The organism is Paraburkholderia sp. GAS42 (assembly GCF_050436565.1).
Classification (GTDB): domain Bacteria; phylum Pseudomonadota; class Gammaproteobacteria; order Burkholderiales; family Burkholderiaceae; genus Paraburkholderia.
The window spans coordinates 407030-420608 of the sequence record NZ_JBNDML010000002.1 but is presented as its reverse complement, the minus strand read 5'-3'; the positions used below and the strand labels follow the sequence as shown (position 1 = coordinate 420608).

Genomic DNA, 13579 nt, shown 5'->3' with positions numbered 1-13579 from the left:
CGTGCACCCGGGGCCCCGATGGCCACGACGTCTGCTTCCAGCGGCTCAACGCCCCGTTACGTGACGAACGCGCAATGCGCGCGCACCCGCAAGCTCATCACAAGCCACATCGCCGTTAGCCGGTCCGGCGGTCCACTTTTCAATCGGTCAATCACAAAGGTCGAACGTCATGAACTCCGCTAAAAAAATCCTCACTTCGCAGTGGGTGCGCCCGCTCCTGCTCATCTTCGTTCTGCTCGTGACATGGGACCTCGTGATCCGGATCTTCAAGATCCCGCCATACCTGGTACCGACGCCTGTGGCGATCATGGAGCAGATCGCCGCCCAGTGGCAAATGCTGTTGCAGGAGTCGCTGCCGACCCTTTACGCGACCCTCGGTGGCTTTTCGCTGTCGGTGCTGATCGGCGTGCCGATTGCGATGCTGGTAGCAGCGTCGCCGCTCATCGAAAGCTATCTGTACCCGCTGGTCGTGTTCTCACAAAGCATTCCGAAGGTGGCGATCGCACCCTTGTTCGTCGTCTGGTTTGGCTTTGGTCTTTTCCCGCGCGTGCTGGTGGCGTTTCTGCTCGGCTTCTTTCCCGTGGTCGTGTCGACGGTCATGGGCTTCAAGTCGGTCGAGAAAGACCTGATCGACCTCGCGAAATCGATGGGCAGTTCACCGCTAAAGACGTTCTTCAAGATCAGCCTGCCTCACGCCCTGCCGTCGATCTTCTCCAGCATGAAAGTGTCGATCACGCTTGCAGTAGTGGGCGCAGTGGTCGGCGAGTTCGTCGGCGCGAACTCCGGGCTCGGATTCGTCCTGCAACGCGCCAACGGCAACTTCGACCAGCCGCTGATCTTCTCCGCGCTCGTCGTGCTGTCGGTAATCGGGGCGCTGCTGTTCGTGGTGATCGACATGCTCGAACGCGTCGCGATTCCGTGGCACTCGTCGCATCGCTCGCGAGTCCTGGGTCGCTCGTGAGCCGCTACTGCCGCGGCTCGCTTCTCATCCAGATATCCAGGTCATATAACAAGCAGGAGACAACATGAAGTACAGAACCCTATCCCGTCTCGCCGCTGCCGCGATCAGCGTCGCCGCCTTATGCAGCAACGCGCTCGCGAAAGACTCCGTCACCATGATGCTCAACTACACCGTCAATGGTGCGGTCGCGCCGTTCTATCTCGGCAAGGTGAAGGGCTATTTCGACGCGGAGGGCATCGACCTCAAGCTCATGGAAGGGCACGGCTCCGGACCGACCGTACAGGCCGTCGCCACCCATAACGTCGACATCGGCTATGCCGACTTCAGCACGATGGTCAAGGTCGCGGCGATGGGCGCGCCGGTGAAAGCGATCGGCGTGCTGATGCAGGAGAATCCGACTTCGGTCGTCGGTCTTGCGGAAAAGAACATCAAGACCCCGCAGGACATCAAAGGCAAGACCGTCGCGGTCGCGCCGGGCGACGCATCGTCCCAGCTGTGGACGATGTTCATGAACAAGGTCGGGTTGAAGGAATCGGACTTCAAGACCATCACCGGCAATCCGCAAACGACGATCAATGCGGTGATTACCGGCCAGGCCGACCTCCTCGTTGGCTTCGCGACCATGCCACTGATTTCCGTCGAACAGGCCACCAGAAAGCCCGCGCACGCGCTGCTGTTTGCGGACTACAACGTCAACGTGGCCACGCTCAGCATCATCGCCCGTGACGACATGATCAGGGACAACGCCGACTTGCTGAAGCGCTTCATGCGCGCCACCGCCAGATCGGTCAGCGAGAGCGAGAAAGATCCGGCCGTCGCCGTCGACGCCTTGCTCAAGACGCTGCCAGCCGCAGGATCGCGCGACACGATGATCCGGACGCTCAAGGCAACGATTCCGTTCTACCGCACGGCCGAAACCAGGAACGCGCCCATCTTTCATGTCAGCGCGAAGAACATCACCGATTCCGTGTCGGCGATCGTGCAATACAGCAAGCTGGATAAATCAGCGAACGACCCGGCCAGATACTACACCGGGGTCTTCGTACCATGAGCCGCCTTGCGCGCAGACGCGCGCTTGCCCCGTCCTTCACCCGCCCACTTCCCGAAACCAGCCTCGATATGACTTCCGTACTCAAGCTTAGCGACAATCCCCACCGGTCGACCACGCCCGCAACCGCGCGAGCGCTGATCCAGTTGCGCGACGTGACCAAGCGTTATGCAAGTCGTCAAGGCACGATGGAAGCGCTGCGGCCACTCGACTTCGACATTCGCGACCAGGAGTTCGTGTCGGTCGTCGGGCCGTCGGGCTGCGGCAAGAGCACGCTGCTCAAGATGGTGGCCGGTCTCGAGTCGATCTCATCCGGGTCGATGACGCTCTCCGGAAATCCGATACGGGGACCGCAAAAGAACGTGGGCATCGTGTTCCAGAACGCCGTGCTGCTTGCATGGCGCAACGTGCTGCAGAACATCCTGCTTCAAGCCGAAATGCGCAGGATGCCGATGCGCGAAGCCCGCGAACGGGCAATGCGTCTGATCGAGATGGCAGGCCTCAAGGGATTCGAGGAAAAGTACCCGTGGCAACTCTCAGGAGGCATGCAGCAGCGCGTTTCGATTTGCCGCGCCTTGCTGCACGAGCCGACTGTGCTGCTGATGGATGAGCCCTTCGGTGCGCTCGATGCGATGACTCGCGAAAGTATGAACATGGAGTTGCAGCGGATCTGGATGGAATCGAAGAAAACCGTTCTTCTCATCACGCACAGCATCTCCGAGGCGGTGTTTCTGTCGGACAGGGTTCTGGTCATGTCGGAGCGGCCTGGCTCGATTGCCGCCATCTACGACATTGACCTTCCGCGACCACGTCCACTCGAAGTGATGGCGACGCCGGCGTTCCTGCACTACACGAAAACGATACGCGCGCACTTCAACGCTCAGGGCTCACTCGACGACCACTGAGGCTTCTTGTTGCATCGTGCGGTTTGCGAAGTAGTCTTCACCAAGGCGGCCGCCCGGCCGCCTCTTTGAAACATGATTCAAGGCGCTTACGTTCCGGCGCATCAAGCAAAAAAAATCCGGTTGGCGTCTGGAGACCCCAACCGGATTTCAGCGTTCGTTCGCTGCAGCTTTAGAACCAGTGGTTCATACCAAACGAAACGCCAGTTTGCTTCGAATGACCCGACGGGTTGAGCGTCGAATTGGTCACATAGCCGCCCGTAAACTTCGTATAGTCGATGTCCGCATAGAGTTCGGTGCGCTTTGACAGCAGATAGACAATCCCCAGTATCGCCACGTCCTTTCTCCCATCCACTGCGGCCGTTTTGTTCTTGTTGTCATAGTAGGCGGCCGTCACATTGAAAAAGGGCGTGGCCTGATAGCGCAGCCCGCCCCACAGGTACTGATTTCGGGTCTGGCTTTTCGCGGACGCCGGGGTGTCCTGGATGTTGAGCGAATAGCCGACCATCGCGTCGACGGGTCCCAGGCTGAGCGTGCCGCCTGCTGTGTACTGGTCGTCTCCGAAATACGCGGAAGAGGTCGCCGACAACGGATTCGACTTGTGCGTGTAGCCAGCTCCCAGCTTGACCAGCGCCGCGCGGTAGTTGAAGCCGCCCGCGAACGTCGAGCCATGCGCAGCGCTGCCGGGCACGCCGCCAAGAGCATAGGTGCCGCGAATCACCCAGGGACCGAAGATGCCCCGGTAGTTGATGGCGTTGTCGTCGCGTCCAGTTACACCGCCGGAGATCGCCGTCGATTCTGTGATGCCGAGGTAGTGAAAATCGAACGGCTCGAAATCCTTGACCAGAAAGTGCTGCAGCGTGAACTGATGGCCGATGTCGACCTGACCAAACGGACCGCCAAGGCCGACTGTCGACGTGCGCTGGAAGATCTGATTGCTGGTGTTGTTGTTGGCGCCCGTCGACAGCACGTAGCCGGCTTCAAGATTGAAGCGGGCGTAGTAGCCGCCACCGAGGTCCTCCTTGCCCTCGAAACCCCATCTATTCGAGTTGTATGTGCCATTTGACGCCATCGTGAGCGCCGCGCCGCCGCCTTTGGTCCCGTTCACCAGATTGCGCAGACCTCCGTCGAGCGATCCGTATAACGTAACGCTGCTCTGGGCATGCGCCGCGCCTGTGGCGAGCCCAAGAAGCGCCAGGGCGGCCAGTGATCGCGTCATGCAACCGGTGCGATCTGTTGCGACAACTCCTCTCTTCCCGTGCATATCTCCTCCATTGATCTAGTTTTATTGAAGCGATCTGATATCGGCATCGCCGGCGCGCGACTGCCCCGCAGGCGAAAGCGCCTGCCGGTCTGACTCGATGCCAGGCCGGCCGCGCCGGGCCTACTATCGCTACTCCGCTTCGTTTTTCTCGAAGTACCAGCCCGAGTCCTTGTTGATCCATTCCGGGCCAACGCGCTGGTGCGTCTGCTCTTCGCCCGTGTCGAAGTACTCGCTCTTTACCGCGCGCTGAGCCATGGCTTCATTGCGCTCGTCCCAGTCCCCCATCGAGACGCCATACCAGGGCCATTCCGGGCGTAACGCCGGGAGACCCAGTTCTTCCCAGATGGCTTTCGCGTTCTCCATGTACGGCTTCGTCGGCAGCGACAGCGGCGGCAGTTTTTCCTTGCGCGTCGCATTCATCAGGATCACGCCATCCACCGCGTCGTCGCCGCGCTGTGCGCCCGACGTGCGCGGCCCATGCCCCGTGTCGCGTCCGTGCATGATCTGCACGTCCTTGATCGCATTCATCCGATAGCTCATTGACCAGAAGACCGCGTCGCTGTTCTCCGGGTTGATGTCGTTGCTCACCGCCACCACCAGCTTGCCGACCGCCGGCTGAAGCGAAGCTGCACCCAGCAACGCGCGCCAGATTTCGGTTTCGGTCGCCTTGTCGCTAAAGACGACAATCACGAGCTTGCGCAGATTCGTGAGCGGCTCATGCATCACCACTTTCTCCACGCTAGAGATGCGCAGCGAATTCCTGAGGTGATCGAGGAACAGCGGCTCGAATGCGACCTTCTTGACGAGTGAGCTTTCACTTGGCGTCACCTGGCTTATGATCGAAACCAGATGAGCGTTCTTGCGGCGCGTGATCGCCGTGACATTCATGTACGGATTGAATTCCTGCAGATTCACGTGCCCGTGCGACTCGCCAAACGGACCTTCGGGCTCCAGCGAATCGGTCGGAACAAAACCTTCGATGACGATTTCCGCGTCGGCCGGCACCAGCAGGTCGTTGGTCTTGCACTTGACCACGCGCAGCGGTTCACCCAGGATCGCGCCCGCCACGCCGAGTTCGTCCACGTCGATCGGGAGCTTTTGCACCGAGCAGAAAGACACGGCCGGGTGGCCGCCGATCACGAGCGCCGCCGGCATCGGCTTGCCCATCGCCTTGTACTTCAGCCAGTGCTGATAGATGCCCTGCCCCATTTCGATCGACGGATTGCAGCCCACGCGGCGCTTCCCCTTGATCTGGCCCCGGTAGGTGCCCATGTTCTGGACACCGTTTTCCGGGTCCACGGAAATGTACTGCGAGCAGGTTGTGTACGGCGCGTTGTCGAAGCCCGGCGTCGAGATGGGAATCGGCAGATGTTCGAGACCTTGACCGTCCACATCCAGATCGTCGCCGATGTAGCAGACCTCCTGACACGCAGCTTCTTGCACCACGGTCGGCTCAATAGGGTTGCCCTTGGCAAACTGCCACTTCTTTCCGATATCCTCGACCGGAACCCCCATGCCGATCGAATAGACTTCGCGATTGATCGAAAGCGCGCCTACGACGACGGGCAACTCGTACCTGCGACCCTTGCTGTCCACGACGTTGTGAAAGACGAATGCCTTGCGGTCCGATTCCGGGATCCCGCCACGCAGTTGCCAGCGCACCAGTGGATGCAATTCGGTGTCTTTGTTGATCTCGCGATGAACGTGAACGACCAGGCCTTTTTCTTCTAAGGCCTGTAGATGCGTCTGGAAGGAAGGGTAGTTCTTCATGGTTATCCGGTTTGAGAATCAAAGGGATTGCCTCACGGGCCGGTCAGCCTCGCAGTCGGCATGCGTACATATCAGCGGCGCGTACAGGGGGACGGACAGACACCGCCGGTGTGAGTCAAAGGGCCAGACGCGTACGCCGTCGCTCGCATGCGCGGTGGATCCTGCTGCGACCGCGTCCGCTACTCCGGCGTCTGACCGATGAGCATTGCGCAGCGTTTCCACGCGCCTCGCCCACTCTGTCGCCGATGCGCCGCCGCGAGAGTTCGCATTGAACTGGCGCTGTCTCCTCCTGTACGTTCGAGGGCCCCGCACGGCTTTGCATACGAGGCTCTGATCGGAGACTGAAGGAGAACTACCGGCCCCGCAAACGGTGATTTTTCATACGGCTCATGAATGAATTTCATCTGTAATGCGTGTCAGGACGAGCCATGCGATGCACAGGATCTCGATGAAATGGCTTCATGCAAGACATGAACAGATTTCGTTTGTGTCGCCACGCGCGTGTGATGCAACCTTCACCCACCTCCTTCGCAACACGAATGGGAAAGCCAGCTTTTCCGTCCGCTTCCGGCAGATAGACATGACAGAAAAAAATCGACCCACACGAATCGTGGTCGGCATCAGTGGCGCCTCAGGTGTGGTGTATGGCGTCAGGTTGCTCGAACTGCTGCGCGAATTGAAGGTGGAGACGCATCTGGTGATGAGCCGGTCGGCGCAGGTCACCCTTGCGTACGAGACTGACCAGCGACTTCTGGACGTTCAGGCGTTGGCCGACGTGCATTATCCAAATACCGATATCGGCGCTGCCATTTCGAGCGGGTCCTTCCGCGTCGATGGCATGATCGTCGCACCCTGCTCGATGAAAACGCTAGCGGAGATCGCAACGGGTAACACAGGTTCCTTGTTGTCGCGGGCCGCTGACGTGATGCTCAAGGAACGCAAGCGGGTCGTGTTGATGGTGCGCGAGACGCCGCTGCATCTCGGGCACCTGCGCAACATGACGGCAGCCACGGAGACAGGCGCGATCATCTACCCGCCCGTACCCGCGTTTTACGCACGGCCCGACAGTCTCGAATCAATGATCGATCACACGCTTGGACGGGTTCTGGACCTGTTCGACATCGATGCTCACACGGTCACGCGCTGGACGGGCGCTCGCGGCACGCGGGAAGTCCAGCAAATTGGGCCGAGAGATGTTTGCGATAGCGCGAAGCGCGCAGCAGATGCCGCTTGAGCGCAAAGTGCCGCCGGACTGGACCCAGGCTTGAGAGAAACGCCCGCGTGCGTTTGTGGTCACGAAACCCGCGCACGCCCCGAAAAGCCGCCGTTTGACTCGACAGGAATCGTCGGCGTCGGCTCGCTTTCGGCTGGCTAGCGCGTGGCGGCGCGCTTGTCGCAGCGGAGATGTATCCTATGAGAAAGGCGTATCAAGGCGCGGCGCGCCGCCCGTTTTGGCGCCTTCGTTTCTGAAGTCTCCCGAACGAGAGATGCCGCCCATATCGCATCGATCAAGGGAAAAGGCAAATGCACCGACGAGCCAAGCCGACGCGATAGGACCTTCTGTAAGTGTCCGGCCGGGCCGCTCGTGCGCCGACGCACCGGATACGCAAGCGCGGAAGATGCGTTCATTGATTCTTCGGTCGCGGCCCAAGGGATAGCAGTGGTGCCGACATGAAGCGTATGCATGCGGTTATTGTGCTTTGCAGCGCGATGGCTGCCTGTGTATCGGCAGGCATCGACGTCAAACCGGAGCAATTGTCGAACTTCAAGCGGGGGTTCAGCACCCTTGAAGACGTTGTCGCTGTGCTCGGGTCTCCAACGGTACAGACCACGCTGAGAGATGGATCCACCGTGCTGATCTATTCATTCATCACATCCAGGCCTCACCCCGAAAGTTTTATTCCCCTCATTGGTCCGCTGTTCGGTGGAGCCGATACCCGATCGTCGACTGTCGTGTTCGAGTTCGACGAAAACGGCATTCTCATGAATGAACGCAGAACGACGTCGAGCGGCGCATCAGGATTAAATGCGCCGCTGCCCGGCGCGCCGCCAGAAACAGACGAACCCCGTCAAACGAAGTAGCTCAAAACTGAGCCTGAGCCTTGAATCGCCCGACGAATGCCGGAACCGTTTGTCGACGCAGCGATGCACTTCGCCCGTTTCACCGCCTCGCCCGGCCGCTGTGTTCTGCTTTTTCCCCCGCATTTCCCCCGCATTTTCCCGGCAACAACGACTGGTTCGGTCAGTTGCCTGCGAAGACAGCGCCGCCGTTTCCTGCACCGGTTCAACTCCCCGCCTTCCCATCCGGGCTGGGCGTTCCACCGATCCGGCACGCGCCGGTCGCACTACATCGGTAGTTAACATATGTTGCATAATATTTTTTCATGGCAACATATGTAGACAAATGCAAAACGGTGCCCGGGGCTCCGTTCGCGTCCACCCAAACCTGACATCGATCCGAAAACGCCATGAAAACCTCGACACTGCCCGCTCTCGCTGCCTGTCTCGTTGCCAGTCTTGCCGCCGCGCAGGGCGTGTTTGCGCAGGACGCGACGTCTACGCTCGCGAAAATCCAGACCAGCGGCGTGATCGCAGTCGGGCATCGCGAAACCTCGGTGCCGTTTTCCTATGTCGATACGAACAATCAGGTGGTCGGCTTTTCGCAGGATCTATGCGACCGCATCATCGCAGCGGTCAAGGCAAAGACAAAGCGGGCGGATCTGAAGGTCCGCTTCATCCCCGTTACGTCGCAGAACCGCATACCGCTCGTGCAGAACGGCACCGTCGATCTGGAATGTGGCGTCACGACGAACCTGACGTCACGCCAGAATCAGGTGTCGTTCTCGGACACGTTCTTTGTCGCGACAACGCGCCTGCTGACGCGCAAGGACGCCGGCATCAAGGATTTCCCTGACCTCGCCGGCAAAACCGTCGTGACGAATCAGGGCACGACGTCGGAACGCATCCTGCGCAAGATGAATGAAGAGAAGAAGATGAACATGCAGATCATCAGCGCCAAAGACTATGGCGAAGGCCGCCTTACGATTGAAAGCGGCCGCGCGGTGGCTTACATGATGGATGACGTGCTGCTTGCGGGTACGCGCGCGTTGACGGCAAAGCCTGCCGACTGGGTGATTACCGGCACGCCGCAATCGTCAGAAGCGTATGGCTTCATGCTGCGCAAGGACGATCCCGAGTTCAGGAAGCTGATCGACGACACGCTGGCGGATGTCATGAAAGGCCCTGAAATCACGACGATGTACGACAAATGGTTCATGAAACCCGTGCCGCCCAAGAACATCAGCTTCGATTTTCCGATGAGCGATTCGCTGCAGAAGCTCTACGCGAACCCTAACGACAAGGCGTTTGAATAACGCGCTGGAATGGCGCGTTTGAATCGATGCGCGGCGCGAGACGCCGCGCATCAATCGTCAGTGGCCGCGATTTCTTCACGCTCTTTTTGGGGCCTCCTCAACCAGAAACGATGCAGGGGCTTTTCGATGAAGCGGCCGATCGTCAGCAACGCAAAAACGAGCACCAGCGCCGCGACCGCAACCGACCACGCGCCTGTCCCACACACGATGCCAAGTGCCGCGGTAACCCAGATCGAGGCGGCCGTGGTGAGCCCGCGTATCTTGTCCTGCGACGGATTCTGCACGATCACGCCGGCGCCAAGAAATCCGATGCCGGTGACGATGCCCTGAATCACGCGCGATACGTTCGCATCGGCGGCAATGCCGTTGACGATGAAGCCCATGCCGGCCATCGTCGCAAGACACGAGCCGAGGGCCACGAGCCCGAGCGTCTTCATGCCGGTCGGCTTGCCGCGCAGGTTGCGATCGATGCCGACGATGACGCCGATCACCATCGCGAACGTCATTCGCAGGATCACTTCTTGCAATGTGGAAGCAGGCAGCATGTCGCGCTCTCAGGTTGTGCAGTCGATGTGTTCGGTGTCGTAATACGCAGTGTGCGCCGATTCGGGCCGGTTAAACATGCGCGCTCACAGAGGTTTCCTGACCGGAAAACTTGCGGCGGTATGAGGCCGGGCTCGTGAGCGCGATGCGGCGGAAATGCCGTCGCATCGATTCTTCGGAGCCGAAGCCCGCCAGCTCCGCAACGCGCGCGATCGGCAACTGCGCCTGCTGCTCAAGCAGATCGCGCGCAATCGCCACGCGTTCGCGCACCAGCCATTCATACGGCGCCATTCCGGTTGCATCGTGAAACTGCCGCTGCAAGGTGCGCGTGCTCATCGCGGCGCGTTGCGCCAGCGAGTCTAGCGTGTGCAGCCGCGCCGGGTTTGCTCGCACCCAGTCCATCAGTTTCGTGAGGCGCCCGCTTTCATCCTGCGGCATCGGACGCGGCACGAATTGCGCCTGACCGCCTTCGCGATGCGGCGGCACAACAAGCCGTTGCGCCACGCGATTCGCCACCGCGCTGCCGTGATCCCGCCGCACCAGATGCAGCAGCATGTCGAGACCCGCCGCCGAACCCGCTGACGTGATGATCTGCCCTTCGTCGACATACAGCGCGTCAGGCTTGACCGATACCTGCGGATAGCGGCGCTGGAGACGTTCGGCGTAGCGCCAGTGCGTCGTAACGGTCTTGCCATCGAGTACGCCTGCTGCCGCAAGCACGAACACGCCGGAGCAGATCGAACACAGCCGCGCGCCGCGCCGATACGCAGCGCGGATTTTCTTCAACAGCGGTTCAGGCGGAATTTCGTCGGCATCGCGCCAGCCGGGAATGACGATCGTGTCTGCGCGGTCCAGCATACGCAGCGAATACGGCGCGGCGACCGTGATGCCGCCGGCCGCACGGATCGGCCCGCCCTCGGCCGCGCATACCGCGAAGCGATACCAGTCGACGCCGAGTTCCGGACGGTCGAGCGCGAACAGTTCGGTCGTGCAGCCGAATTCGAAGGTACAGAGCCGGTCGTAAACCAGCGCGACGACAAGATGATCATGCATGGCGAGATGTTACCGGATATTGTCAATTGCGCCGCTATCCATTTGTCCATGAGAACGGGACAATGCATCGCATCAACACTCATGAGGAATCTCACATGTCGCCCGTCTCAGCCGTTCCCGCTGCCGATAGTGCCGCGGCGCTCACCCACTTCAGTTCGTCGCTCGCGTTCGAAACCGATTGTGCCGATGTACATGCGACACTTGAAGCCGGCGATCCGCACTCCATCGATTTCGTACTGCTCGACGTGCGCAGCCCCGCGCTCTTCGCGCGCGGACATGTACCGGGCGCCGTCAATCTGCTGCACGGAAAGATTGTTGCGTCGAAGCTCGCTGAGTATCCACGCGATACGCTCTTCGTCACCTATTGTGCGGGCCCTCACTGCAACGGCGCAACACGCGCCGCGATAAAGCTCGCCCAGCTCGGCCGCCCGGTCAAGGTGATGATCGGCGGCATCACAGGCTGGCTCGACGAAGGCTTCGAGCTCGCTGCGACCAAGGTGGAATGACGCGCAGCGCGATTTTCAAACGGCCCGAACACACACAGAAATCGCATACTATTCAACTGACTATGCTTTGAGTCTGCGCCACGGCCCGATCGCCTCCCCTTGACTCAGTGTAGGGAAAACGAGGGGATGCCGATTTATGCAACACCGACGCATCGTTCATACTTTGCATTTGCACCAGAATCAGAAATGAACAGTCTTTTTGCAGGAGACCTTGATGCGAATCTTGATTCTTGGAGCAGGCGTGGTCGGTGTCACGAGCGCCTGGTATCTGGCGCGCGCCGGTCATGAGGTGGTGGTTCTTGATCGCCAACCCGCTGTAGCGCTCGAAACAAGCTTCGGCAACGCCGGCCAGATTTCACCGGGCTATGCGTCGCCGTGGGCCGGGCCGGGCGTACCCGCCAAGGCCATCAAATGGTTACTGCAGAAGCATCCGCCACTGTCACTCCAGCCGGACGGCACCTTGTTTCAGGTGCAATGGCTGACACAGATGCTGGCTAACTGCACTAAAAAGCGCTATGCGATCAATAAGGCACGCATGGTGCGGCTCGCCGAATATAGTCGCGACTGTTTTATGGCGCTGCGCAACGATACCCACATCACCTATGAAGGTCGCCAGCAGGGCACGCTGCAAGTCTTTCGCACGCAAAAACAAATGGACGGTACCGCCAAGGACATCGCCGTTCTGAAGCAAATGGGTGTGTCTTATGAGTTGCTGTCGCGCGACGAACTGGCTCGCGCCGAACCGGCGCTTGAGGGCTCAAAGAATAAACTGGTCGGAGGCCTGCGTTTGCCAGGCGATGAAACCGGTGACTGTCATGTGTTCACCAGCAAACTGGCCGAGATGGCGCAAGCACGCCACGTGCAGTTCCTGTTCAAGCGCAGCATCGATGGCCTGGTAGTCGAAGGCGGCACGCTAAAGGGTGTGCATTCGAACGGCGAAACATTGACTGCAGACGCTTGTGTTGTGGCACTCGGCAGCTATTCCACCGCACTGCTGCGCGGCCTGGTCAGCATTCCGGTCTATCCCGTCAAGGGCTATTCAATCACTGTGCCGATTACCGACGCTGCGCAGGCACCCGTCTCGACCATCCTCGACGAAACCTACAAAGTCGCGATCACCCGCTTTGAAGATCGAATTCGCGTGGGGGGTATGGCTAATCTGGTGGGCTTCGACAAGGAACTGCACGGTACCCGGCGCGAGACACTGGAATATGTTGTCACCGACCTGTTCCCGCATGCGGGCGACGTGACACAAGCCAGCTTCTGGACTGGCCTGCGGCCGATGACCCCTGATGGCACGCCCATTATCGGCCCGACCGCGATCAAGGGTCTATGGCTCAATACCGGCCACGGCACACTGGGTTGGACCATGTCCTGCGGTTCGGGACAACTGCTGGCGGATTTGATGTCGGGCACAACGCCGGCGATTACCAGCGACGACTTTGCGGTCAGTCGCTACGGGAACTAGCCGGACGGGCAACAGCATGTGCAACCCTGGCAGCAGGACCTGTCGGGCGTCATCGTGCGCTTTGCCTGGTGCTCCCAGTCAACCGCGCGCCGGGTTCGACCCGTTATGCTGTCGGGCACGTGTACCTGAAGCGGCCGTTCACGGACTGCGCTGAGCAGCCTGCTCATGGCGCTCAGCGACGCTCGACAATCGGGCCTTCGGCATCGATGTTTCCAACGGCACCGGCAGGCCCCTCCACCGTGAGCGGGCCGCGTACTTCAAGGTCGCCATGCACGATCAGTGGGCCGTGCACGGTAAGCGGACCATGAAATGTCCTTCCTCCCCAATGCCTGCGCACTGCGGGGTCGTTAGGGAGAAGTTGTTCGAGCCATTCGGCCGTAAGTGGACCGTGAACGAAGATATCGCCTGCCACAGTGAGCGGGCCGTCCACCGTCACCGGTCCCTGGACGACGAGAGAACCGCTGATGCTCAGCGGCCCTGTTTCGACGGGCTGAGCATGCCCGGGGTTCAGCCAGATGACGGCCGCAAGCAGAGACAGGCCTGCAATAGTGCGTGGCGTGCGCCTCACAATGAAGTGTTTCACGCTGTCTCCTGAGAGCAAGGCCGCGGATTTTGTCAGGAGTTTGCCGATTGCCGATCAATCAATCCTGAATACGACACCTTGACCCTTTTCGACAGTCTGGCCTGCTT

Annotated in this window: 13 protein-coding genes and 1 pseudogene; 8 read left to right on the top strand and 6 right to left on the bottom strand. The window is 60.1% G+C overall.

Translation table 11 applies throughout. The features are described from left to right. Positions 1 to 169 precede the first annotated feature (169 nt). The 3 genes from P3T16_RS04500 to P3T16_RS04490 all read left to right on the top strand — a co-directional run bounded on the left by P3T16_RS04500 (position 170) and on the right by P3T16_RS04490 (position 2914). Positions 170 to 961 carry an ABC transporter permease gene (locus tag P3T16_RS04500; protein WP_429254407.1) on the top strand — a complete coding sequence of 264 codons (792 nt, stop codon included), beginning with the start codon at positions 170 to 172 and terminating at the stop codon, positions 959 to 961. A gap of 64 nt (positions 962 to 1025) precedes the next feature. Next, positions 1026 to 2012, top strand: a complete 987-nt coding sequence (locus P3T16_RS04495; RefSeq protein ID WP_429341323.1) for an ABC transporter substrate-binding protein — start codon at positions 1026 to 1028, stop codon at positions 2010 to 2012. A 68-nt stretch (positions 2013 to 2080) separates the two neighbouring features. Further along, complete coding sequence (locus tag P3T16_RS04490) at positions 2081 to 2914, top strand: ABC transporter ATP-binding protein (protein WP_429341322.1); 834 nt, start codon at positions 2081 to 2083, stop codon at positions 2912 to 2914. 169 nt (positions 2915 to 3083) lie between these two features. Here P3T16_RS04490 and P3T16_RS04485 read toward each other — a convergent pair whose 3' ends face one another. Further along, complete coding sequence (locus P3T16_RS04485) at positions 3084 to 4130, bottom strand: porin (protein ID WP_429341321.1); 1047 nt, start codon at positions 4128 to 4130, stop codon at positions 3084 to 3086. A gap of 174 nt (positions 4131 to 4304) precedes the next feature. Beyond that, on the bottom strand, positions 4305 to 5945 hold the full coding sequence (locus P3T16_RS04480; RefSeq protein ID WP_429341320.1) for a UbiD family decarboxylase: 1641 nt from the start codon (positions 5943 to 5945) through the stop codon (positions 4305 to 4307). Between the two features lie 580 nt (positions 5946 to 6525). Between P3T16_RS04480 and P3T16_RS04475 the strand changes: the two genes are divergently transcribed. Then, positions 6526 to 7179 (top strand): UbiX family flavin prenyltransferase, encoded by a 654-nt coding sequence (locus P3T16_RS04475; RefSeq protein ID WP_429254402.1) that lies wholly within the window; start codon positions 6526 to 6528, stop codon positions 7177 to 7179. On the opposite strand, the pseudogene P3T16_RS04470 reads toward P3T16_RS04475, so the two are convergent. Then, positions 7082 to 7354 (bottom strand): annotated as a pseudogene (locus P3T16_RS04470) (hypothetical protein); the annotation flags it as partial. The gene P3T16_RS04475 and the pseudogene P3T16_RS04470 overlap by 98 nt on opposite strands. A gap of 262 nt (positions 7355 to 7616) precedes the next feature. Here P3T16_RS04470 and P3T16_RS04465 point away from each other — a divergent pair. Beyond that, positions 7617 to 8027 (top strand): hypothetical protein, encoded by a 411-nt coding sequence (locus tag P3T16_RS04465; RefSeq protein WP_429341319.1) that lies wholly within the window; start codon positions 7617 to 7619, stop codon positions 8025 to 8027. 386 nt (positions 8028 to 8413) lie between these two features. Continuing rightward, complete coding sequence (locus P3T16_RS04460) at positions 8414 to 9319, top strand: glutamate/aspartate ABC transporter substrate-binding protein (RefSeq protein WP_429341318.1); 906 nt, start codon at positions 8414 to 8416, stop codon at positions 9317 to 9319. A gap of 50 nt (positions 9320 to 9369) precedes the next feature. Here P3T16_RS04460 and P3T16_RS04455 read toward each other — a convergent pair whose 3' ends face one another. Together P3T16_RS04455 and ftrA are read right to left on the bottom strand one after the other, a co-directional pair. Beyond that, positions 9370 to 9864, bottom strand: coding sequence for an MgtC/SapB family protein (locus tag P3T16_RS04455; protein WP_429254399.1), 495 nt, complete (start codon positions 9862 to 9864; stop codon positions 9370 to 9372). Positions 9865 to 9934: 70 nt separating this feature from the next. Further along, positions 9935 to 10915, bottom strand: a complete 981-nt coding sequence (gene ftrA / locus P3T16_RS04450; RefSeq protein ID WP_429341317.1) for a transcriptional regulator FtrA — start codon at positions 10913 to 10915, stop codon at positions 9935 to 9937. Positions 10916 to 11010: 95 nt separating this feature from the next. Between ftrA and P3T16_RS04445 the strand changes: the two genes are divergently transcribed. Further along, entirely contained in the window at positions 11011 to 11421 is a 411-nt protein-coding gene (locus P3T16_RS04445; protein WP_429254397.1) for a rhodanese-like domain-containing protein, read from the top strand. Positions 11422 to 11635: 214 nt separating this feature from the next. Next, on the top strand, positions 11636 to 12889 hold the full coding sequence (locus P3T16_RS04440; RefSeq protein ID WP_429341316.1) for a D-amino acid dehydrogenase: 1254 nt from the start codon (positions 11636 to 11638) through the stop codon (positions 12887 to 12889). A 172-nt stretch (positions 12890 to 13061) separates the two neighbouring features. Here P3T16_RS04440 and P3T16_RS04435 read toward each other — a convergent pair whose 3' ends face one another. Beyond that, positions 13062 to 13472 carry a hypothetical protein gene (locus P3T16_RS04435; RefSeq protein ID WP_429341315.1) on the bottom strand — a complete coding sequence of 137 codons (411 nt, stop codon included), beginning with the start codon at positions 13470 to 13472 and terminating at the stop codon, positions 13062 to 13064. Positions 13473 to 13579: the final 107 nt, after the last annotated feature.